This window comes from Actinomyces graevenitzii C83 (genome assembly GCF_000239695.1).
In the GTDB taxonomy this organism is placed as follows: domain Bacteria; phylum Actinomycetota; class Actinomycetes; order Actinomycetales; family Actinomycetaceae; genus Actinomyces; species Actinomyces graevenitzii.
The window spans coordinates 699,169-719,003 of sequence record NZ_JH470338.1 but is presented as its reverse complement, the minus strand read 5'-3'; the positions used below and the strand labels follow the sequence as shown (position 1 = coordinate 719,003).

At 56.9% G+C, this 19,835-nt stretch carries 20 protein-coding genes; 18 read left to right on the top strand and 2 right to left on the bottom strand.

Translation table 11 applies throughout. The features are described 5' to 3' along the window. The first annotated feature begins 172 nt into the window (after positions 1–172). The 9 genes from HMPREF0045_RS03160 (at position 173) to HMPREF0045_RS03125 (ending at position 7,213) form a co-directional block, all read left to right on the top strand. On the top strand, positions 173–1,819 hold the full coding sequence (locus tag HMPREF0045_RS03160) for a sodium-dependent transporter (protein ID WP_005985442.1): 1,647 nt from the start codon (positions 173–175) through the stop codon (positions 1,817–1,819). 18 nt (positions 1,820–1,837) lie between these two features. Continuing rightward, the gene (locus HMPREF0045_RS09995; protein ID WP_005985441.1) at positions 1,838–1,984 is read left to right on the top strand and encodes a methionine/alanine import family NSS transporter small subunit; all 147 of its coding nucleotides are present in this window, start codon (positions 1,838–1,840) and stop codon (positions 1,982–1,984) included. A gap of 114 nt (positions 1,985–2,098) precedes the next feature. After that, a complete protein-coding gene (locus tag HMPREF0045_RS03155; RefSeq protein ID WP_040315689.1) occupies positions 2,099–2,875 on the top strand; it encodes an HAD-IIB family hydrolase in 777 nt (258 codons plus the stop codon). 222 nt (positions 2,876–3,097) lie between these two features. Beyond that, positions 3,098–3,769: a vitamin K epoxide reductase family protein gene (locus tag HMPREF0045_RS03150; RefSeq protein WP_005985439.1), complete on the top strand. Its 672-nt coding sequence runs from the start codon at positions 3,098–3,100 to the stop codon at positions 3,767–3,769. Continuing rightward, entirely contained in the window at positions 3,766–4,434 is a 669-nt protein-coding gene (locus tag HMPREF0045_RS03145; RefSeq protein WP_005985438.1) for a metal-dependent transcriptional regulator, read from the top strand. The genes HMPREF0045_RS03150 and HMPREF0045_RS03145 overlap by 4 nt, the downstream gene beginning before the upstream one ends. 18 nt (positions 4,435–4,452) lie before the next feature. Further along, the gene (locus HMPREF0045_RS03140) at positions 4,453–4,884 is read left to right on the top strand and encodes an HIT family protein (protein WP_005985437.1); all 432 of its coding nucleotides are present in this window, start codon (positions 4,453–4,455) and stop codon (positions 4,882–4,884) included. Further along, positions 4,877–5,587 (top strand): SDR family NAD(P)-dependent oxidoreductase, encoded by a 711-nt coding sequence (locus tag HMPREF0045_RS03135; RefSeq protein WP_005985436.1) that lies wholly within the window; start codon positions 4,877–4,879, stop codon positions 5,585–5,587. Before HMPREF0045_RS03140 ends, HMPREF0045_RS03135 begins: the two co-directional genes overlap by 8 nt. An 85-nt stretch (positions 5,588–5,672) precedes the next feature. Then, positions 5,673–6,182, top strand: coding sequence for a SixA phosphatase family protein (locus tag HMPREF0045_RS03130; RefSeq protein WP_005985435.1), 510 nt, complete (start codon positions 5,673–5,675; stop codon positions 6,180–6,182). A 158-nt stretch (positions 6,183–6,340) separates the two neighbouring features. Next, on the top strand, positions 6,341–7,213 hold the full coding sequence (locus HMPREF0045_RS03125; RefSeq protein WP_005985434.1) for a YwqG family protein: 873 nt from the start codon (positions 6,341–6,343) through the stop codon (positions 7,211–7,213). Between the two features lie 200 nt (positions 7,214–7,413). Here HMPREF0045_RS03125 and glgC read toward each other — a convergent pair whose 3' ends face one another. Beyond that, positions 7,414–8,670 carry a glucose-1-phosphate adenylyltransferase gene (glgC, locus tag HMPREF0045_RS03120; protein WP_005985433.1) on the bottom strand — a complete coding sequence of 419 codons (1,257 nt, stop codon included), beginning with the start codon at positions 8,668–8,670 and terminating at the stop codon, positions 7,414–7,416. 251 nt (positions 8,671–8,921) lie between these two features. On the opposite strand from glgC, the gene glgA reads away from it, so the two are divergent. The 5 genes from glgA (at position 8,922) to HMPREF0045_RS03095 (ending at position 13,493) form a co-directional block, all read left to right on the top strand. Next, positions 8,922–10,151 carry a glycogen synthase gene (gene glgA / locus HMPREF0045_RS03115; protein ID WP_005985430.1) on the top strand — a complete coding sequence of 410 codons (1,230 nt, stop codon included), beginning with the start codon at positions 8,922–8,924 and terminating at the stop codon, positions 10,149–10,151. 75 nt (positions 10,152–10,226) lie between these two features. Further along, positions 10,227–11,015: an ABC transporter ATP-binding protein gene (locus HMPREF0045_RS03110; RefSeq protein ID WP_005985428.1), complete on the top strand. Its 789-nt coding sequence runs from the start codon at positions 10,227–10,229 to the stop codon at positions 11,013–11,015. Positions 11,016–11,052: 37 nt separating this feature from the next. Then, positions 11,053–11,493, top strand: coding sequence for an NfeD family protein (locus HMPREF0045_RS03105; protein WP_005985426.1), 441 nt, complete (start codon positions 11,053–11,055; stop codon positions 11,491–11,493). Positions 11,494–11,519: 26 nt separating this feature from the next. Then, entirely contained in the window at positions 11,520–12,623 is a 1,104-nt protein-coding gene (locus HMPREF0045_RS03100) for an SPFH domain-containing protein (RefSeq protein WP_005985424.1), read from the top strand. A gap of 9 nt (positions 12,624–12,632) precedes the next feature. Further along, the gene (locus HMPREF0045_RS03095) at positions 12,633–13,493 is read left to right on the top strand and encodes a TrmH family RNA methyltransferase (protein WP_005985423.1); all 861 of its coding nucleotides are present in this window, start codon (positions 12,633–12,635) and stop codon (positions 13,491–13,493) included. A gap of 62 nt (positions 13,494–13,555) precedes the next feature. Here the strand turns inward: HMPREF0045_RS03095 and HMPREF0045_RS03090 are convergent, their stop codons facing one another. Next, positions 13,556–15,577, bottom strand: coding sequence for a glucose PTS transporter subunit IIA (locus HMPREF0045_RS03090; protein WP_005985421.1), 2,022 nt, complete (start codon positions 15,575–15,577; stop codon positions 13,556–13,558). Between the two features lie 286 nt (positions 15,578–15,863). On the opposite strand from HMPREF0045_RS03090, the gene HMPREF0045_RS03085 reads away from it, so the two are divergent. The 4 genes from HMPREF0045_RS03085 to HMPREF0045_RS03070 all read left to right on the top strand — a co-directional run bounded on the left by HMPREF0045_RS03085 (position 15,864) and on the right by HMPREF0045_RS03070 (position 19,678). Next, positions 15,864–16,427, top strand: coding sequence for a hypothetical protein (locus HMPREF0045_RS03085; RefSeq protein WP_005985418.1), 564 nt, complete (start codon positions 15,864–15,866; stop codon positions 16,425–16,427). A gap of 12 nt (positions 16,428–16,439) precedes the next feature. Continuing rightward, positions 16,440–18,095 carry an ABC-F family ATP-binding cassette domain-containing protein gene (locus tag HMPREF0045_RS03080; protein WP_005985416.1) on the top strand — a complete coding sequence of 552 codons (1,656 nt, stop codon included), beginning with the start codon at positions 16,440–16,442 and terminating at the stop codon, positions 18,093–18,095. A 135-nt stretch (positions 18,096–18,230) separates the two neighbouring features. Beyond that, a complete protein-coding gene (locus HMPREF0045_RS03075; protein WP_005985413.1) occupies positions 18,231–18,596 on the top strand; it encodes a HesB/IscA family protein in 366 nt (121 codons plus the stop codon). 80 nt (positions 18,597–18,676) lie between these two features. Continuing rightward, complete coding sequence (locus tag HMPREF0045_RS03070) at positions 18,677–19,678, top strand: FKBP-type peptidyl-prolyl cis-trans isomerase (protein ID WP_005985411.1); 1,002 nt, start codon at positions 18,677–18,679, stop codon at positions 19,676–19,678. The last annotated feature ends 157 nt before the right edge of the window (positions 19,679–19,835 follow it).

Genomic DNA, 19,835 nt, shown 5'->3' with positions numbered 1-19,835 from the left:
GAAGCGCGGCTTCATTGTCAAAATGAAACAAAACTCTGGTACGTTGTCTCACTATATGAACAGGGGGTGACGTAAGCGGAATACGCGCTTAGCTTATTAGCTACTAGGTCGCACCGACGCAACTGTTGGTGCGGCCTTCTGTGTATCTATCGGCATGAAAGACAGGTAGCTAATGTCTTCGAACTCCGGCAAGAGCCCGGCACGCGAGCAGTGGGGGAGCCAGTTTGGTTTCCTCATGGCCGCCATCGGCTCTGCAATCGGTCTTGGTAACATCTGGCGTTTCCCCGGCGTGACCTACTCCAATGGTGGCGGCGCCTTCATGATTCCCTATGTGGTAGCGCTGCTAACTGCCGGTGTTCCCTTCCTACTGCTCGACTACGCTGTCGGCCACCGCTACCGTGGATCCTCCCCGGCAGTATTCCGTCGCATGTCCAAGCGCTGGGAATGGCTGGGCTGGTGGCACGTAGTGGTCTGCTTCGTCATCATGACCTACTACGCCGTGATTATCGGCTGGTCCCTGCGTTACACCTTCTACTCGGTTAACACCGCCTGGGATCAGGACAAAGATGGTGCCAAGGACTTCTTCTTCAACAAGTTCCTGCACGTGGCCAGCACGGTTGGTTATGACTCCAGCCCGGTGTGGGACGTGGTTATTCCCCTGGTAGTGGTGTGGGCCGTGGTTATTGCCGTTATCGGTAAGGGTGTAGCCGGCGGTGTTGAGCGCGCTAACAAGGTCTTCCTTCCCCTGCTGGTGCTGCTGTTCGTAGTGCTGGTAGTGCGCGCCCTGTTCCTGCCCGGTGCAGTAGACGGCCTTAACGCCCTGTGGACCCCCAACTTCGATTCTCTGGGTGACCCCAAGGTGTGGGTTGCGGCTTACTCACAGATCTTCTACTCGCTCTCTATTGGTTTCGGCATCATGCTGACCTACGCCTCCTACCTGCCCAAGAAGACCAACCTGGTGGGTACCGGTCTGGTAGCCGCATTCGCTAACTCCTCCTTCGAGGTACTGGCTGGTTTTGGTGTGTTCGGTACCCTGGGCTTTATGGCTCACCAGCAGGGCGTGGGTGTTGACAAGCTGCAGGGCCTGACCGGTATCTCCCTGTCCTTCATCACCTTCCCCACCATTATTAACGAAATGCCTGGTGGAGCCCTGTTCGGTATCCTCTTCTTCCTTTCACTGACCCTGGCCGGTATCACCTCGCTGATCTCTCTGCTGCAGGTGGTAGGTGCGGCTGCTGCTGAAAAGATGGGTACCACCCCGCTTAAGGCTGCCCTGGTTGTGGGTATTCCTGCTGCTGTGGTTTCCGTATTCGTTTTCGGTACCACCTCGGGTGTCTACTCTCTCGACGTCGTCGACGCCTACATTAACCAGGTTGGTGTGCTCAGCTCGGCCATTATCATGTCGGCAGTCACCGGTGTAATCCTGCGCAAGCTGCCTATGCTGCGTAAGCACCTGAACAAGGTCTCTGACACCAAGTTCGTGGGCACGTGGTGGATTGTTATTGTGGGCGCGGCTCTGCCGATCCTGCTGGCATACATGATGGGTGACACCGTCTTGGGCTACATTGAAAATGGCTATGACCCCAAGAACTACTCGCGTGGCTTTGAAGGTATCTTCGGTTGGGGCATGCTGGCGGTATCCGTAGTGGCCACCATTGCACTGACCTGGGCTCCGTGGCGTACCAATGTGGACAGCTTCACCGCTCAGGATGAAGAAGGCGCTGAGTACAGCCACGCGGGTGTGCCCGCCCCGGCTCAAAAGTCAGATGCTAAGGAAGTTACTTCCGACGCCGAAGCTGCTTCTAGCGCCCAGGCCTAACAGATAAGGAAAGAAGCAATGAACACTTCAGCAATCGCTTTGATGCTTTTCTCCGTAGTGGTTATCTGGGGCGGTCTGATCGCCGCAACGGTAGCGCTAGTGCGCAAAAACCGTGCGGAGGCAGCTGAAACTGTCGCTCAGGTGCTGTCCAGCGAGCAGGAATAGCTGCGCCACACGCTTGGCTTTAAACTCTTTTGAGCAAGGCTAAGACTGAGATTTGCGCCAAGGGTGGTTAACACCTCTTTGGTAACTGAGGGTGGGCACGTAAGAATAGGTTCTATGACCGATTCTTTTGTGCCTGCCCTCGTCGCTTTTGATCTAGACGATACGCTGGCTCCCTCAAAATCCCCGATGCCTGCTCCCATGGCTCAGGCTCTGCGTCAGCTACTAGACGTGGTTCCCGTATGCATTATTTCCGGTGGCCAGATGGGCCAGTTCCGCAACCAGGTGCTGACTAACCTGCACGCTAACGACGCCGAACTGGCAGCTTTGCACTTGATGCCCACCTGTGGTACTCGCTACTACACCTGGGATGGCTCCGACTGGGGCCTGGTTTACGCTCACGACCTCTCTGAGGCTCAGCGCGACGCCGCCCTGGAAGCGGTAGAGCGTGAAGCTAAGCGCCTAGGGCTGTGGGAAAGCCAAACTTGGGGCGACATCCTTGAAGACCGTGGCTCCCAGATCACCTTCTCCGCCCTAGGTCAGGAGGCCCCGCTAGAAGCCAAGAAGGCTTGGGACCCCACCGGCGAAAAGAAGAACACCCTGCGTGAAGCCGTTGCCGCCTACCTGCCTGAGCTGGAAGTGCGCTCTGGTGGTTCTACTAGCGTGGACATCACCCTCAAAGGTGTAGACAAGGCTTACGGTATGCGCGCCCTGTCTGAGCAAACCGGCATTTCCCTAGATGACATGCTCTTCATCGGTGACCGTCTAGACCCCGACGGCAACGACTACCCGGTTAAGGCTATGGGGGTGCGTACCCACGCAGTTACCGGTTGGGAAGACACCGCTGCCTACGTCACCGCTCTAGCCCAGCGCATTGCTGCCGCTAAGGCCTGAGTTTTCAAACTGGCCAAGCCTGCAAGCTAGCTGAGCTTTCAAACTGGCCAAGCCTGCAAGCGATCCAAACCTCACGTGAGCCACCCCCTCAAACAGCTAGGCTCAAGCTTAAGCGACCCGGTCTAGCCGGGTCGCTTTGCTATAGGCACAATCAGGCGTGGGCCAGCGGCGATAAGGTAGCCTTTAGTAGTTAATTTGCAGGCTTTTACGAAGGAAAATGCGGTGGCATACCCCAGCGAAGCTGATATTGATGCTATGAGCCAACAAGAGCTTGAGGCATACATTGCTGAGCAGGAACGCGATGATTTTGCAGTCGGCTCAGCTAAAACATTCGCGCTTGGCATGGGCCTAGCTAGCCTAGTGGCACTGGCTGTCAGCTGGGAGCTGATCGCTGCTGAGATGGCTCAGCTAAAAAACCCGCTCACCCAGCTTTCGTGCGACATTAACCCGCTGGTGTCTTGCGGCGCCTCGCTCACCATCTGGCAGGGTAACCTGCTGGGCGTGCCCAACGCCTTTGTAGGGGCCATGGCTTACAGTGCCTTTGTGGTTTTGGCGGCCTTGATTGGGGCGCAAGTTAAGCTGCCGCGTTGGATCTGGCAGGGATTAGCCGCCGGCGCCGTCGTAAATCTAGGCTTTGTGCTCTGGTTCGTAAGCCAATCAGTGTGGGTGCTTAACAAACTATGCCCCTGGTGCATGGTGCTATGGGCGGCCACTATCCCCATGGCTTGGACCCTGCTGGCTCGCTGCGCCGTCGAAGGTGCCCTACCCTTAAAAGAAACTGCTAGCCGCACCCTATATAAGGCACGGTGGTGGCTGGTAGGACTTACCTATTTGCTGATCGTGTTGGCTATTGTCTTTGGTCTGTGGCAGCAGTGGCAGGCGGTGCTGGGATGAGCACTGACTCTACCGTCACCCAGGACTACCTAAAAGCGGTATGGGCCTTAGAAGAGTGGGGCGGCTCGGCTTCAGTGACCGCCTTAGCTAAACGTATGCAGGTGGCTAACTCGACCGCGTCGGAGAATGTTTCACGCCTGGTGGAGATGGGTTTGCTGGTGCATCAACCCTATAAACCGGTCACCTTATCTGAGCTGGGTCAGCAGCGCGCCTTGGTAATGGTTAGGCGCCACCGGATTTTGGAAACTTTCTTAGTACAAGAGCTGGGTTTTGACTGGGATGAGGTACATCAGGAGGCCGAAGTGCTGGAGCATTCGGTTTCTAATCGCCTGCTCGAACGCCTAGAGCAGCGCCTGGGTTACCCCACCCGAGATCCGCATGGTGACCCGATTCCGCGTGCAGATGGCACTATTGAACGCCCCGCTTTGGTACGCCTAGCCCAGCTGGAAATTGGGCAAAGTGCGGCTTTAGCTCGCATTGCCGACGACGCCCAACTGCTGCGTGCGTTAAGCCAGGCCGCCATGGGTCTGGACTGCACCCTTAAACTGTTGGCCCGCAAACCGGGTCCGGCGGGCAGGCAGCTGGCACAAATTGAATGTCAGGGACGCCAGCTGTGGGTAGACAATGAAAGTCTGTGGCTGCGTCTAGACACTTTGACCAGCTAAATAAGGCAAAATAAAGCCATGGCTAGCATTTTCACCAAAATCATTGACGGACAGATCCCCGGTAATTTCGTATGGGCAGATGACCAGTGTGTGGCCTTTGCCGACATCAACCCTCACACCGATGGGCATGTGCTAGTGGTGCCGCGTCAGGAAGTGTCCTCCTACCTGGAGGCCAGTGATGAGCTGCTGGCACACCTAACCGTGGTAGCTAAGCGCATTGGCCAGGCCCAGGTTAAGGCTTTTGATGCTCCACGTAGCGGCTTAGCAATTGTGGGTTTTGATGTGGACCACCTGCACCTGCACGTATTGCCGATCTACCAGGGCGGGGATCTAGACTCCACCAAGGTGCGCCAGGGTGAACCGCTAGAAAAGATCGCGGCCGCCATGGACAAGCTACGCGCGGCTTTGCGCGAAAACGGCTGGGCGCAGTTCGTGCCCGCCAATGACTAAGCATTTACGCCGCGCTCTCGTCACCGGCGCCTCCAGCGGCATCGGGCAGGCCATAGCTGAGCGTTTGGTAGCCGAGGGCTGGCAGGTGGTGGGCATTAGCCGTACTGGTTGGGTGCCCGAGGGTGCCCTGGGTGTAAGCGCTGACCTGGCAGAGGACGGGGTAGGGGAGGCTATCACCCAAGCCCAAAACCTGCTTGGCGGCGTCGACGCTTATGTGGGGGCGGCTGGAACCACCTATGAGCAGCTGGCTGCCCGCGCCGACTTGGAGCAGGTAAATACCCAACTGCGCCTGCACTACCTGGCTAACTATGAGGCTATTAGCCTGCTACTGCCGGGCATGGTCAGGGCGCGTTGGGGGCGGATTGTGCTGCTTTCCTCAGTGGTGGCTCAAAGCGGTATGGCGGGTTTAAGCGCCTATGGGGCCGCGAAGGGCGCTCTGGAGGGGCTGGTGAAATCGCTGGCGCTGGAGGTGGGTCGGCGTGCTATCACGGTTAATGCGGTGGCCCCCGGTTATATCCAAACCCCCATGACTCAGTCGCTAAGCCCGCGCCAGCAAGAACGCTACCTGCAACGCACCGGCGCCGCCAGGCCGGGCACGCCCCAGGATGTGGCCGGACCAGTAGCTTTTTTGCTTAGCGACGACGCCGCCTACGTTAACGGGCAGATCCTGCATGTAGATGGGGCTATGGGAGTGGGTAACTGAAGCAATGATCGTAATCTACGTCAAACTTCGACAAAGTGACCTGAACCAATAGCTATTCAAACAATAGAACAATAAACTAAAGGCTATGGCTAAACGGTTGATCTTAGTGCGGCACGCGAAAGCCGAATACGGCGCGATCCAGGACGCCGAACGTTCCCTAACCAAAACTGGACAGCGTCAAGCATTGCAGCTTGGACTCGAATTAGCGCAGCGTTTAGACCGACTCGATTTGATGATAATTAGCCCCGCCAAGCGGGCCCAGCAAACCGCAGAACCCCTGATTGGCTCCCTGCTTCCCCGCAGTTACTGCCAAGAAGATGCGATTTACAGCGGTGGCCCCCAGCAGTGGCTAGATTTGATTCACTTAATTGACGAGTCGGTTACAAGCGTGATGATTGTGGGTCACGAGCCCACGGTCTCTGCGCTTGCCTATGGGCTCGACGGCGAAAGTGCGTTGGCCCGGCAAATTTCTTTCGGGGTCTCTACCGCCACCGCTGTTATCTTGGAAGTAGTGGGCTCTTGGAAGGAACTAGCTTCCGGCGGGGCAATAGTGACTGACGTGGTCAGTCGTGGCGCTTCAGATATGTGGATTTAGTAGTCTAAATTCAGCGCTTTATTAGCTGCTTATTGCCAGCGTAGCTGGGAAAATACCCGTAAACTAACGGGTGGAAGGTGTTTAGGGTGGGCCGCTAGCCTGCCCTAAATGCGCACCCCCAGTAACTCCTGCAAAGGACCTACGCAAAGGAGCAAGTTATGGATTCCAAGCCCCAGATGGATTACGTCAAGGCTGCTGAGGCAGTATATGACGAGCTTAAGGCTGAGCATCACAAGGAAGTTATCTACATCAAGGCTGAAAAAGTTGATGATCTAAGCTTGGAAGAATCCAAGTTTGGGGGCTTTCCTTTTGTGCCCCTAGGAGGCGCGATTCCCACCAACGCTGAAGGTAGCCAGCTGGCCTTGCTAGCCCAGATCAACTGCGCTCAGCTGCCTGAAAACAACATGTATCCAAGCGATGGTTGGCTGCAAATCTGGTGTCTAGAAGACGAAATGTACGGTTTTTGTTCTGACACAATTCAGCCCGAAACCAACCAGAAGGTGCTCTACATCCCGGCTGGTACCCAGGGTGAGCCGCTAGAGCGGGTAGAGGCCATGTATCAGCCTTATACCAACGAGGAGTGCCCGCTTTGGTTCGTTGATGAACAAGGAGCTATTTGGGGGATGCGCCTAAGCTTCACCCATGGTCAGCAAGGCATTACCTACTCCGATGGCCGGTTTAGGGACTTGTTCCTGGACCGCTGGAATAAGCGTTACCCTGAGCAGGCCGTTGAAAACTTCTATGATCTGCCCGATGAGATCTTTGAAAATGTGGTCGATATCCATGACGGCCCGGACTGTGCACACCAGCTGGGTGGCTACCCGTACTTCACCCAGTATGACCCTCGTTTTGAGTATCGCTCCTCAGAAGCCACCAAGTACACCGAGCTGCTGTTCCAAATCGACAGCCAGTTCGATACTAAATGGGACCTGTGCTGGGGCGACGCCGGAGTACGTAACCTCTTTATTTCCCGTGAGAATCTAGAGGCTCTAGACTTTTCAGATTTGCTCTACAACTTTGACTGTTGCTGAGCTACTAGCGGCGTTTTTATGGCAGTTAGCGCGTTAAACTGGCGCCGCTAAGGTGCTAGAGCGCTAAAGTTAAGGCGCTAACATGCTAAAAGTAGACGCTGTATAAACCAGGCGCTACATAAACGAACTGACCCGGCCAATCTGGCCGGGTCAGTTGTAACTAAGTGGTTTGGTAGCCCTCAGGCTTTGACCACAGTGACTCAGTTACCACCAGAGACTACAGTGCCCTTAGGTACCACCGTGATACCAGATTCGGTAACCATGAAGCCACGTTCGCGGTCTTGGTCTGGGTTCACACCAACGAATGCGCCAGGCTCAACCCGAACGTACTTGTCCAAGATGCAGCGCTCCACAACCGCATTACGGCCTACGTCAACATTGTCTAGCAGCACCGATTCGCGTACGCGCGACCAAGAGTTAATGCGTACACCGGGGGAGAGAATGGAGGAAACCACCTCGCCACCAGAAACGATCACGCCAGGGGACACAATGGAGTCCACCGCGTGGCCCACGCGCTCACTCTCACGGTCACCGTAAACGAACTTGGCCGGGGGCACAGCCGAGTTGTAACCGGTGAATAGCGGCCAGGATTCGTTGTAGAGGTTGAAGACTGGGTTGACGCTGATCAGGTCCATGTGAGCCTCGTAGTAGGCGTCCAAGGTACCCACGTCGCGCCAGTAGTCACGGTCACGCTCGCTAGTGCCGGGAACCACATTGTCCTTGAAGTCGTAAACGCCGGCTAGGCCGCGCTCTACGAACCAAGGCACAATGTTGCCGCCCATGTCGTGCTTGGATTCCTCGTTGGCGGCGTCTAGGGTGACAGCTTCCTTGAGGGCGTTAGCGGTGAAGACATAGTTACCCATAGAGGCTAGAACCTCGTCGGGCGAGTCGGGCAGACCGGGGGTGGAGCTGGGCTTTTCCACGAAAGCCTTGATCTTACCACGGTTTTCAGGGTCAGTTTCAATAACCCCGAACTGGTTGGCTAGAGACTTGGGCTGGCGAATGCCGGCAACCGTTAGCGGCAGTCCAGATGCGATGTGGTGGTCAACCATCTGGGAGAAGTCCATGCGGTAAATGTTGTCAGCACCGGTGATGACTACGTAGTCGGGGCGCTCGTCATCGAGCAGGTTCAAAGACTGGTAGATAGCATCTGCGCTACCAAGGAACCAGTGCTTACCTACACGCTGCTGAGCAGGCACTGAAGCAATGTAATTACCCAGCATGGAGGATAGACGCCAGGTCTTGGAAATGTGGCGGTCTAGAGAGTGGGACTTGTACTGGGTAAGCACCACGACGTGCAAGTAACCGGAGTTGACCATGTTCGACAGTGAAAAGTCGATTAGGCGGTACTGTCCGCCGAAGGGGACCGCCGGCTTTGCGCGATCAAATGTTAGAGGCATTAAGCGTTTGCCCTCACCACCAGCAAGGACAATCGCGAGTACACGATGAGCAACCATGACCACAGCATAGCGTCATAAAGCACACTTGCGCGACGTAAGTCACCAAATTGCTAGCTGAGAAAATTCTGATAAGGGTCTAATGGCCCAGTTCGGGCAGCAATTTAGGACTCAAAACCTAAAAATCCCCAGGGAGTTGGTGTCCGCTGTAGCGATTTGCGTAAGCAACAACACAAAAACGCCAAATATGCGTTAGATTTGTGCCCGTGGGCACATGCCCACTACCGGCACACCTAGAAAGATGTTCACCAATGAGAGTTGATCTGATCACCAAGGAATACCCGCCCTTCATTTACGGTGGTGCGGGGGTGCACGTCAATGAGCTGGCCAAGGTGCTGCGCCCGCTCGCTGATGTGCGCGTGCACGCTTTTGGTGGACCGCGTGAGCCGGGCACCGAAGGTGCAGATCCTGGCGTGACTGGTTACGCGAACCTACCTGAGCTGGCTGAGGCTAACGCAGCCCTACAGACTTTCGGGGTTGACCTAGAAATTGCTGGCAACTGCGCCGGCGCTGACCTAGTGCATTCCCACACCTGGTACGCCAACCTCGCTGGTCACCTGGCTGGTCTGCTAAACGACATTCCCCACGTGCTCAGCGCTCACTCGCTAGAGCCCATGCGTCCGTGGAAGGCTGAGCAGCTAGGTGGCGGTTACGCCCTGTCCTCCTGGGCTGAAGGTCAGGCCTACTCCGGCGCTGCTGCTGTGATCGCAGTTTCCGGCGGTATGCGTGAGGACATTTTGCGTTCCTACCCGCAGGTAGACCCTGAGCGTGTCAAGGTTGTACACAACGGTATTGACCTGTCTGGCTGGCGCCGTCCTGAAGGCGAGGCCGCTGCTGAACTGAGCGAGGCTACCCTCAAGCGTCTAGGCATTGACCCCACCCGTCCCACCGTAGTCTTCGTAGGACGTATTACCCGCCAGAAGGGTCTGCCGCACCTGCTGCGTGCCTGCGAGCAGCTGCCCAGCGACGTACAGATCGTGCTGTGCGCTGGCGCCCCCGACACCCCCGAGATCATGCGTGAGGTTGAAGGCCTGGTGGCCCAGCTGCGCGAGAAGCGTACCGGTGTGGTTTGGGTTGAAGAGATGCTGCCGCGCGAGCAGCTAATCGCCGTACTGGCTGCCTCCGACGTGTTCGTGTGCCCCTCGGTTTACGAGCCGCTAGGCATCGTTAACCTTGAGGCTATGGCTGTGGGCCTACCCGTGGTGGGTTCGGCTACCGGCGGTATTCCTGAGGTTATCGACGACGGCGTCACCGGCCTGCTAGTGCCCATTGAGCAGGTCCAGGACGGCACCGGCACCCCGATTGACCCGGCCCGTTTCGAAGCCGACCTGGCTGAGCGCCTAACCGCGCTAATCACCGACGAGGCCCGGGCCAAGGCCATGGGTGCCGCTTCGCGTAAGCGCGTAGAAGACCACTTCGCTTGGGAAGCTATCGCCAAGCGCACCATGGAGGTCTACAACTGGGTGCTTAAGCAGGGCTAAAGCCAGTTGCTAATGGGGCCAAGTTCTATGGGCAAAATGTCCTAGGTACTTGGCCCCAAGCCGTATGCTTGATACATGAGTGTTCTCAGGCTGCAAGACGTGTCGCTATGGCGCGGTAAAACCACCATTTTGTCTCACCTTTCCTGGCAGGTTGACCCAGGTCAAGCTTGGGTGGTGCTAGGAGCGAATGGAGCTGGTAAAACCACGCTTTCACGAGTGGCCGCAGCGCGCCTATTCCCCTCGCAGGGAAGCGTTGAAATCATGGATCAGCAGCTAGGGCGAGTTGATTTGGCTGAGCTGCGCCCGGCTATTGGCCTGGCTTCTTCAGCTCTGTCGCATGAAGTCTTAGGCGGTGAAAAGGTTCGTGACGTTGTAGTTTCTGGCGCCTATGGGGTAATTGGACGCTGGCGTGAAGAATATGAAGATTTTGATTTTCAGCGCGCTGATGAGCTGCTGGCAGCTTTAAACATGTCCGATAAGGCCACGCGCACCTGGTCCACGCTTTCTTCAGGTGAACGCAAACGTGTCGAGGTGGCCCGTGCGCTTATGCCAGACCCAGAACTACTAATCTTGGATGAGCCGGCTTCGGGCCTGGACTTGGGCGGGCGTGAAATGCTGCTAAGCGCACTGAGCCAGATCGTGTCCCAGCCAGGGGCGCCGTCGGTAATTTTAGTAACCCACCACCTGGAGGAAATTCCAGAGGGCTTTACCCACGCGCTGGCTTTACGTGAAGGTAAGTTGGTGGCTGCTGGTCCAATTGACCAGGTGGTTAATTCGCAGGTTATGAGCCAAACTTATGGTCTAGCCTTGCAGGTAGATGTGGATCGCGGCCGCTACCGAGCCAGGGCGCTACGATCAGCTTAAAAGCAAGCTGAGCACTTAAGGCGGAGAGGAGAAAAACATGTGGATTTGGTGGGCTGGTGCAGCTCTAGCTTTAGCTGCCGTTGAGGTGGTGTCCACGGACCTGGTCTTTCTCATGCTTGCCGGCGGCGCGCTGGCTGGTACTGGCGCGGCCGCGCTAGGGGCGCCAGTGTGGGGGCAGTTTGTGGCTTTCGCACTGGTGGCTATCGTCTTAATGTTTCTGGCGCGCCCCCCGCTGAAGGCTTATCTGCTGGCTTCTACCCCCAATATGCTAACCAATGTGGAGGCGCTAGCTGGTCGTGAGGCCACAGTGCTGCAAAGGGTTAGTGAAACTGGTGGTTTAGTGCAGCTAAACGGTGGCCAGTGGAGTGCGCGTAGCGTGGATAAACTTAGTTTCGCTGAGGGTGCTAGTGTGCGGGTTGTGCGTATCGACGGCGCCGTGGCCGTAGTGGGCCCACTAGTAGCTGCCTCAGCTCATTAGGGCCTGAATCTTAAGAAGGGAATGAAATGGAGCTAATAATCCCGGTTGCGATACTAGTTTTCGCTGCCGTAGTGGTAATGAAGTCCATTAGGATTGTGCCCCAGTCCTATTCGATCATCGTTGAACGTCTGGGTAAATTTAAGGTCAAGTATGACGCCGGTCTGCACCTGCTGATGCCTTTTGTTGACCGTGTGCGCTCTACCGTGGACCGGCGTGAACAGGTGGTGTCTTTCCCACCGCAGCCGGTGATTACCTCAGACAACCTGGTGGTTTCTATCGACTCGGTGATCTACTACCAGGTCACTGACCCCATCCGCGCCACCTACGAGATTGCCGACTACCTGCAGGCTATTGAACAGCTGACGGTTACCACCTTGCGTAACGTGATTGGTTCGATGGATCTAGAGCAGACCCTTACCAGCCGCGATGAGATTAACGGCCAGCTGCGCGGGGTGCTTGACCAGGCCACCGGGCGTTGGGGTATTCGCGTCGCTAACGTGGAACTAAAGTCTATTGACCCGCCGCGCTCTATTCAGGGCTCTATGGAGCAGCAGATGCGCGCTGAGCGTGACCGCCGCGCCGCCATCCTTACCGCTGAGGGTGTTAAGCAGTCTCAGATTTTGACTGCTGAGGGTAATAAGGCCTCGCAGATTCTAAGCGCTGAGGCTGACAAGCAGTCGGCAATTTTGCGTGCTGAAGGTCAAGCCCAGTCTATGGTGCTGCGCGCTGAAGGTGAAGCTCGCGCAATTTTGCAGGTCTTTGACGCTATTCACCGTGGCGATCCTGATCCTAAGCTGCTGGCTTACCAGTACCTGCAGATGCTGCCTAAGATCGCTGAAGGTGATTCTTCTAAGCTGTGGATTGTGCCCAGCGAGCTTACTGGTGCGCTGAGCTCAATTTCTGAGGCTATGGGCGGTTCCATTGATCCCGCTAGCCCTAAGCCCGCCCAGGGTGCGGATCTGCCTAACCCGTTTGAAGCCCAGCTGCCTAGCGCTGCCCAGGCTCTTAAGCAGGCCGAAGCTGCCTTGGGGCTAGCTGAGGCTGAGGCTGTAAAGCCGGTTGACGCCCCTCCGGCACCTCCGCGTGGCGCACATGCAGCCGAGGATAACGAGCCGCCGCTGAACGCATAAACTGTCAGGGTGCTGATTGAGATAACAGACCCTAGCGACGTCCGTCTAGCTGACTATACACAGCTGACGGACGTCGCTTTGCGTAAGCGTCTAGAAACCGCCAATGGGCTGTATATGGCTGAGTCCACCAAGGTTATTACCCGGGCTGTGGCTGCCGGCCATGAGCCGCGTTCTTTTTTGATGACTAGACGGTGGCTGGAGGATATGCGCCCGGTAATTGCCGCTGCTAAGGGCACCGGGGGTGACCCGCTAGGTGGTGACAAGCCGGTTTTTGTGGGCGACGACGCCGTAGTGGAGGGGCTTACTGGTTTCCACCTGCATCGGGGGGCTCTGGCGGCAATGAATCGTCCGCAGCTGCCCAGCGTGGCCCAGGTGCTGGCCGGCGCGCGTGGGGGAGCGGGGGCTAGGCGTGTGGCGGTGCTAGAAAACCTGGTGGACCACACCAATGTGGGGGCGGCTTTCCGCAGCGCTGCTGCATTGGGAATTGATGCGGTACTGGCTAGCCCCTCATGCGCGGATCCGCTTTACCGCCGTAGCGTGCGGGTATCTATGGGTACGGTTTTCCAGGTGCCCTGGACCCGCATAACCAGCTGGCCGGCTGTTGATGAGCTACATGCGGCCGGCTTTAAAGTTGCCGCCATGGCTCTTAGCGATGACTCCTATGCCCTAGATGAGTTTGCAGCGCTGGATGTGGTTAGTGACCCCGCTTCTAAGCTAGCCATTGTGCTGGGCACGGAAGGTGACGGGCTAAGCCGCCGGGCTATGCGCAACGCCGATTATGTGGTGCGCATTCCTATGGCCGGTGGGGTTGATTCGCTAAATGTGGCGGCTGCTAGCGCGGTGGCCTTCTGGGAGCTGCGCGCCCGCTAACAGGCAAAAAGTAACCCCCTGGCCACTAGCGTGACCAGGGGGTTAGCTGTTGTTTATAGGCCTTACTTGGTGGCCTTGACCAGGTCAGCGCCGGTCTCGATGTCGCCGGAGGCGATAACCTCAACCTCAGCGAAGTTCATGTAGTTGGTGACCAGTACCGGGGTGACCAGCTTGTAGCCGGCTTCCTCGATAACTGCGCGGTCAACTACTACCAGGGTCTGGCCAGCCTTGACGCGGTCGCCCTTAGCAACCTTGACGTCGAAGCCCTGGCCCGCGAGGTTCACGGTGTCGATACCGACGTGAATCAGAATCTCCAGGCCGTTGTCCAGAGCCAGGCCGTAGGCGTGCCCGGAGGAGGGGGCAACCACTACGGAACCGTCAGCGGGGGCCACAACCTTGATGGAGGCGCCGTCGCTGGGCTCAATGCCAGCGCCCTTACCTACTGCGCCGGAGGAGAATACCGGGTCCGGTACGTCTTCCAGAGCTACCACGGTGCCGTTTAGGGGAGCGGTCAGAACCACTTCCTGGCCGGCAACCAGCTCAGCCTTGGGGGCAGCCTCGGCCGGGGCAGCGGCTTCAGCCTCGGGGGCTTCCTGCTGCTCAGCGGCGGCGGCTTCCTTTTCTTCCTTGCTCTGGTAGCCGAAGGTGACAACCATGAAGGCAGAGACGAAGAAGGCCACAGCGATGGAGATCGCGTAGGTAACGGTGGGGTGGAAGACCGGGATGGTCAGCAGCGAGGTGAATACGAAGGTACCGGTCAGCACAGGCGAACCGGAGATCCAGGAGATTACACCAATGGTCAGACCACCAGCGGCACAACCGGTCAGCATCAGCGGGTAGATGCGCTTGAAGCGTAGGTGAATACCGTAGAGGGAGGGCTCGGAAATACCACCGAACAGACCGGCGGCCAGAGCACCAGAAGCAGTCTGACGCAGTTCCTTGTCGCCGTTGCGCAGGGTCAGGATGAGTACACCCAGGGTGGCGCCGAAGCAGGCGAAGTTCCAGGTACCCATGGGGCCCTGAATGAAGTCAGCGTGGGCAGGGCCAGCGATGTTGGCCAGCTGCAGAGCGTTAAGCGGCCAGTGCAGACCCAGCGGCACCAGGAACGGGTACAGCAGCGGAATGAAGATAGCGAAGACGATCGGGGCCGTGGTGTTGAGCCAAGACAGGCCTGAACCAATGCTGTTACCTAGCCACAGTGAGAAGGGGCCAATCAGGAAGGCTGAAACCGGGATCATCACCAGGAAGGAGAAGAACGGTACGAACACCATCTGTACGTTGGCCGGGATGACCTTCTTCAGGCCACGGTAAACCAGGGCCAGGATCGGCACCATGATTAGCGGCAGGAACACCTGGCCGCCGTAGTCCGACCACTTCATGGGTAGACCGAAGATATCGGTGGTGCACAGGTCGGAGCCCACAGAGCTCTTAATGCAGTGGGTTTCCTTTAGAGTCTTGAGGCTGGTGTACTCAGGGGTGAGCAGAGCTAGAACAACAGCCGCACCTACCCAGGGGTCAATGTCCAGCTTCTTAGCGGCGTTGTAGGCCACCATGGCGGGCAGGAAGTAGAACACCGAGCGCCACATGGTGTTGGTGAACACTAGCCATGAGGGTAGAACCTTGGCGTGGGTGTCTACTACACCAAAAGCTTCCAGTACCGCGATCAGGGCCAGGATCAGCGAGGCACCCAGCAGCACCGGTAGCAGTGGACGGAAAGCGTCAGATAGGTACTCGAAGAACGCGTCTACGTAGGCATTCTTGCCGCGAGCCTTGGCGCGAGCAGCAGCCTTGATGTCAGCGTCAGACTTAGCGCTAGAAGAAGCGCCGCCAGCCATGGCGGGTAGCTTCATAATGTCGTTGTAGACACTCTGAACCGCACCGCCAATGATGATCTGGTAGCGGTCACCAGACTGGGGGACCGCACCCATAACGCCCGGGATCTTCTCAACGGTAGCCTTGTCAACGACAGAGGCATCCTTGAGTTCGAAACGCAGACGCGTAGCGCAGTGGGTTAGGTGGGTAATGTTCTCGGCGCCGCCTACGGCATCGAGAATCGCCTGAGGCGTACTAGTGGTGGTAGCCACCGCATTGGCTCCTTCCGGGGTGGACACATTATGCGCAGTGCGCAACAGTTGAGAATAATCGCATAGCGTGCAGATATTCAACGCTTGACAAACCCTAAATTAGGAAAGTTTTTTTCACCACAGGTGAATAACTTTTTTCTCGAAGCGCACCTTGTCCTCAGCCTGGTGGTAGCGGCTAGCTATCAAAGCGCACGCTTGCAACATTGAAGTTGCTTAGCGCTTCAGACATAGCCCAGCAAACACAAAGAGCTATGTGCTAACAAAACCGATTTGAGGAGTAGTGAAAATGTGTGCTCTAGCTGCACTCATACCGACAGCTGTAGATCAAGAACTGAAATACATGCCCAATGGTTGGACAGTGTTTAGTGCGCTCTATGAATTATTTGGCTTAGCTCGCCCGCGTTGTCTGAGCACTCCAGCTGACGGTGGGCACATCTGGGATGGGACTAATGCCGATTACGTCCCCCTAGCCCGTATTGACTACATCCAAGCCCGGCTAGCTTTGCGCCTGCTACCCACCTTAGCGTTAAAAGACCGGCAAAACCGCGCCCCTGAGCTAGGCTCATTGCTGCGTGCGTGTGCGGGCAGCGAAGGCGATATTTGGCTGCAAGGCTATTTAATTGGCCCCTCCCGCAGCGATGAGCGTTTAAGTGTTGATGGCATTTTTATTGCCCAAGACGAGCGTGGTCCCTGGCAGGTAGACACTTTCCACACTCCCAGCTGTCAATGCCAAGGACTATGGGCTTATTTGCAGGGCGAATTAGGGCTCGATGGCGCCATGCCGGATGAAATTATCTGGCGTGAAATGGACGCCACAGGCACCCAAGGCTGGTGGCTGTGGTGGGACTAGTAGCATTAGGGGGTGATCAACGTCCAAAACCTAGTTATGCGTATTGGTGCCCGCCAACTTGTCAGTGGGGCTAGTTTTCGAGTTGATAAAGGTATGCATATTGGTTTAGTGGGGCGTAATGGCGCTGGTAAAACCACTATGACCAAGCTGATTGCCTCAGCTTCCGTAGCTAAATCTGCTTCCGCAGCCATCGACGCCGATGTGCACCACTCACTTGAGGCTGTCGAGTATGAAGGCACTATCCATGCTGGCGGCTCAGTGGGTTACCTGCCCCAGGACACCAAGGTAGGTGACTTAGAGCAAATCGCCCGTGACCGTATCCTCTCTGCCCGCGACATTGATGGGCTGCTGCGCCGCCTGCGTAAAGCCGAACAAAAAATCGCCACCACCAGTGGTGACGCCCAAGCTAAAGCATTAGATAGGTACACCCGGCTAGATCACGAATTTACTATGTCCGGCGGATACGCCGCCGCCAGTGAAGCTGCCCGCATCGCTGCCGCCTTGGGCCTACCTGAGCGAGTGCTAGACCAGCCCATCGGTACCCTCTCAGGTGGTCAGCGCCGTCGTGTAGAACTAGCCCGGGTGCTATTTCAAAAACCCGACACGCTGCTACTAGATGAGCCCACCAACCACCTAGACCACGACTCAGTGCTGTGGCTACGCGACCACCTGCGCACCTACCCGGGCGGATACATTGTTATCAGCCACGATGTAGACCTAATTCGCGACACCGTGAACCAAGTGATGTATCTAGACGCCAACCGAGGCGTGCTCGACATCTACCACATGGGCTGGGATGCCTACCTAAAGCAACGTGCCGACGACGAAGCCAGGCGCCGTCGTGAACGCCTAAACGCAGAAAAGAAGGCCGAAGCCTTACGCGCCCAAGGCGAAAAAATGCGGGCCAAGGCCACCAAAGCTGTGGCCGCCCAACAAATGCTGCGTCGCGCAGAACAGCTACTAGCCAGCATTGAAACCGAAGCAACCGTTGAAAAAGTCGCCCACCTGCGCTTCCCAGACCCGGCTCCCTCAGGTAAGACCCCATTGCGGGCGCAGGGGCTGAGTAAAGCCTACGGCTCGCTGGAAGTTTTCTCCGGCGTGGACCTAGCTATCGATAGGGGCTCGCGCGTAGTGGTGCTGGGGCTAAACGGCGCCGGTAAAACCACGCTGCTGCGGCTACTGTCTGGGATTGAGCAGCCCGACTCAGGCAAGGTAATTGATGGCCACGGCCTTAAACTGGGCTATTACGCCCAGGAACACGAAACCATCGACAACACCCGCACAGTTGCCGAAAATCTACGCTCAGCTGCCCCGGATCTAGATGACACTGAGATCCGCAACATTTTGGGCTCATTCCTCTTCTCTGGGGCTGACGCCGATAAGAGTGCCGGAGTGCTTTCGGGCGGCGAAAAAACCCGTCTGGCCTTGGCCCTACTAGTTACCAGCTCAGCCAATGTGCTGCTACTAGATGAGCCCACCAACAACCTAGACCCGGCTAGCCGTGAAGAAATTTTGCGAGCATTGGGCACATATAAAGGCGCGGTAGTGCTAGTAACCCACGATGAGGGGGCCGTAGAAGCCCTCAACCCTGACCGAGTACTGCTGCTGCCAGACGGTGACGAAGATCTGTGGAGTGAGGACTACCTAGAACTAGTCACCTTGGCCTAAATCACGCCTATATTTTCGCTGCTAGCCCCTGCCAGTGCACTTAGGTAGCCCTAGCGGGAATAGCATAGGCATATCTGATGTTTAACCGCCTGGGTTAAGACCCGAGCGCAAGAGACAAACAATCAAGGAGTAGCAATGAGCCAAACCACCAACGAGGTGGCCACCCATGAGGTTATGCTGACCGATGTTGCCGCCGCTAAGGTGGCTAGCCTACTGGAGCAGGAGGGCCGTGACGACCTGCGTCTGCGCGTAGGTGTACAGCCCGGAGGTTGCTCGGGTCTGGTCTACCAGCTTTACTTCGACGAGCGTGTGCTAGACGGCGACGCCATTCGCGCCTTTGGTGAAGAAGGCAAGCAGGTTGAGGTAATCGTGGACCGTATGAGCATTCCTTACCTCAACGGCGCCACTATCGACTTCGCTGACACCATTGAGAAGCAGGGCTTCACGATTGACAACCCCAACGCGGTTGGTTCGTGCGCCTGCGGCGAGTCCTTCCACTAAAACCACCCGCTATACCCTCGTCATCGCAGCTGATGGCGGGGGTATAGTGCGATAGTAAACAAAAAAGTAAAGGAAATCTTGTGCGTCGATCTCTAACCGCCGCAGTGGCGCTGTTGCTGGCTGCCAGCTTGGGACTAGCTGGTTGCTCCGGTGATGGCAAAAAGTCCGCTAAGGCCGCTGCCACGCCTACTAGCGCCGCTACTCAGCAGCAAAAAGTTGACTGCTCTAAGCTAAAGATTGATACCGACTCTAAGTCGCTACCTACCATTGGTCAGCCCGGCTCTAACAAGGCCCCGGCTATTACCTGGGTTAAGGGCGCTAAGGCTCCCACTAACCTAACGGTTAAGACCATTAAGGCCGGCAGTGGGGCTGCGGTAGCTGCGGACTCTAATGTGGCCGCTAAATACTCGGGTTGGAAGTGGGATTCTGCTACTACTTTCGACAGCTCCTTCGAGCGCGGCTCAGCTACCCGCTTTAGCCTTAACGGCGTTATTGACGGTTGGCGCTGTGGCTTGTTGGGACACAAGGTTGGCGACGTGCTTGAGATTTCCATTCCTGGCAAGCTCGCCTACGGTGACAAGCCCGCTAATCCGCAGGCCCCGGCTGGTACGTTGGTGTTCTACGTGGAACTAACTGATGCTTTGTCGACGGCGCAGATTGCGGCTGCTTCTAAGGATGCCACCCTGGTTGAGGGCGCCACTGAAGAGCTGGAAAAGAACGGCATTACCGTCACCGGTAAGCTGGGCCAGGCCCCCTCGATCACTATTAAGGCTGGCATTAGCGCCCCCACCTCCGCCAAGCTGATCACGCTAGCTAGCGGTAACGGCGAAAAGCTCACCGACACCGACACAGCCCTGGGTTACATGGCGATGGCCACCTGGGATGGCAACAAGCGTTCTACCTGGACTGAGTCCTCGCCGCAGCCGGTGCAAATGTCAGTATCCCAGGTTAAGCAGTTGGTGGACCTGTCTGGTATTCCGATTGGTAGCCGCGTGGTAATCATTCTGCCGCCTCAGGCCAACGGCCAGGGTGGACAGACCACGCCTGCGGCAGTTTACGTATTCGACATTGCTGCCAAATAAGGTCTAATTTCTGCCAAGTAAGGCCCTATAAGTATGGGCCTGTGCTAGGGCTTGGGCTGCCTAAAACCAGCATTTAGGCAGCCCAAGCAGCTTATTGGCAACAAACGATGAGGGGGGCGGCTACCGGTTGGTAGCCGCCCCCCTCGTTTTACTAGGT

Bases quoted from the DNA above. Each gene is read 5' to 3' on its own strand.
- HMPREF0045_RS03105 (WP_005985426.1), top strand. From the start codon at position 11,053: ATGTGGATTTGGTGGGCTGGTGCAGCTCTAGCTTTAGCTGCCGTTGAG.
- HMPREF0045_RS03130 (WP_005985435.1), top strand. From the start codon at position 5,673: ATGGCTAAACGGTTGATCTTAGTGCGGCACGCGAAAGCCGAATACGGC.
- glgA (WP_005985430.1), top strand. From the start codon at position 8,922: ATGAGAGTTGATCTGATCACCAAGGAATACCCGCCCTTCATTTACGGT.
- HMPREF0045_RS03155 (WP_040315689.1), top strand. From the start codon at position 2,099: ATGACCGATTCTTTTGTGCCTGCCCTCGTCGCTTTTGATCTAGACGAT.
- HMPREF0045_RS03125 (WP_005985434.1), top strand. From the start codon at position 6,341: ATGGATTCCAAGCCCCAGATGGATTACGTCAAGGCTGCTGAGGCAGTA.
- HMPREF0045_RS03140 (WP_005985437.1), top strand. From the start codon at position 4,453: ATGGCTAGCATTTTCACCAAAATCATTGACGGACAGATCCCCGGTAAT.
- HMPREF0045_RS03085 (WP_005985418.1), top strand. From the start codon at position 15,864: ATGTGTGCTCTAGCTGCACTCATACCGACAGCTGTAGATCAAGAACTG.
- HMPREF0045_RS03100 (WP_005985424.1), top strand. From the start codon at position 11,520: ATGGAGCTAATAATCCCGGTTGCGATACTAGTTTTCGCTGCCGTAGTG.
- HMPREF0045_RS03135 (WP_005985436.1), top strand. From the start codon at position 4,877: ATGACTAAGCATTTACGCCGCGCTCTCGTCACCGGCGCCTCCAGCGGC.
- HMPREF0045_RS09995 (WP_005985441.1), top strand. From the start codon at position 1,838: ATGAACACTTCAGCAATCGCTTTGATGCTTTTCTCCGTAGTGGTTATC.
- HMPREF0045_RS03160 (WP_005985442.1), top strand. From the start codon at position 173: ATGTCTTCGAACTCCGGCAAGAGCCCGGCACGCGAGCAGTGGGGGAGC.
- HMPREF0045_RS03145 (WP_005985438.1), top strand. From the start codon at position 3,766: ATGAGCACTGACTCTACCGTCACCCAGGACTACCTAAAAGCGGTATGG.
- HMPREF0045_RS03075 (WP_005985413.1), top strand. From the start codon at position 18,231: ATGAGCCAAACCACCAACGAGGTGGCCACCCATGAGGTTATGCTGACC.
- HMPREF0045_RS03110 (WP_005985428.1), top strand. From the start codon at position 10,227: ATGAGTGTTCTCAGGCTGCAAGACGTGTCGCTATGGCGCGGTAAAACC.
- glgC (WP_005985433.1), bottom strand. From the start codon at position 8,670: ATGGTTGCTCATCGTGTACTCGCGATTGTCCTTGCTGGTGGTGAGGGC.